The following is a 290-nucleotide window of genomic DNA, read 5'->3' as shown; positions in this document are numbered from 1 at the left end:
ACTCATAAGCGTCTTTGGCAACTGTGGGCATTGATCTGCCAAGCTGAGTCGTTTGAGGATAATAGAACCGACAGTCATGTTACTTGGCTTGGACACAGTACCTCGCAAATAACGACGGAGGTCATCAGCCGTCAGCAAATAAGTGAAGCAATAACCTATGATAATAACGCCTTAGAAGCAGCATTAGCTTTTGAGACCACTCCATAAAAATTGTCCTCATCCTAGCAGCGTTATAATAAGGTGATATTTCACGGTTACACTATTGAACCACAACCAAAATGGCACCATAC

Annotated in this window: 1 protein-coding gene; it reads left to right on the top strand. The window is 42.8% G+C overall.

Annotated elements, in window-relative coordinates:
* Positions 1–207 (top strand): hypothetical protein (locus AAEZ06_RS27020; RefSeq protein ID WP_350617142.1); only part of this gene is annotated, 207 nt, incomplete at its 5' end.
* Positions 208–290: the final 83 nt, after the last annotated feature.

The sequence above is a fragment of the Pseudomonas sp. HY7a-MNA-CIBAN-0227 genome, from assembly GCF_040310325.1.
GTDB lineage: Bacteria > Pseudomonadota > Gammaproteobacteria > Pseudomonadales > Pseudomonadaceae > Aquipseudomonas.
The sequence above is the reverse complement of the archived record's forward strand: the minus strand, read 5'-3'. Positions and strand labels throughout refer to the sequence as shown.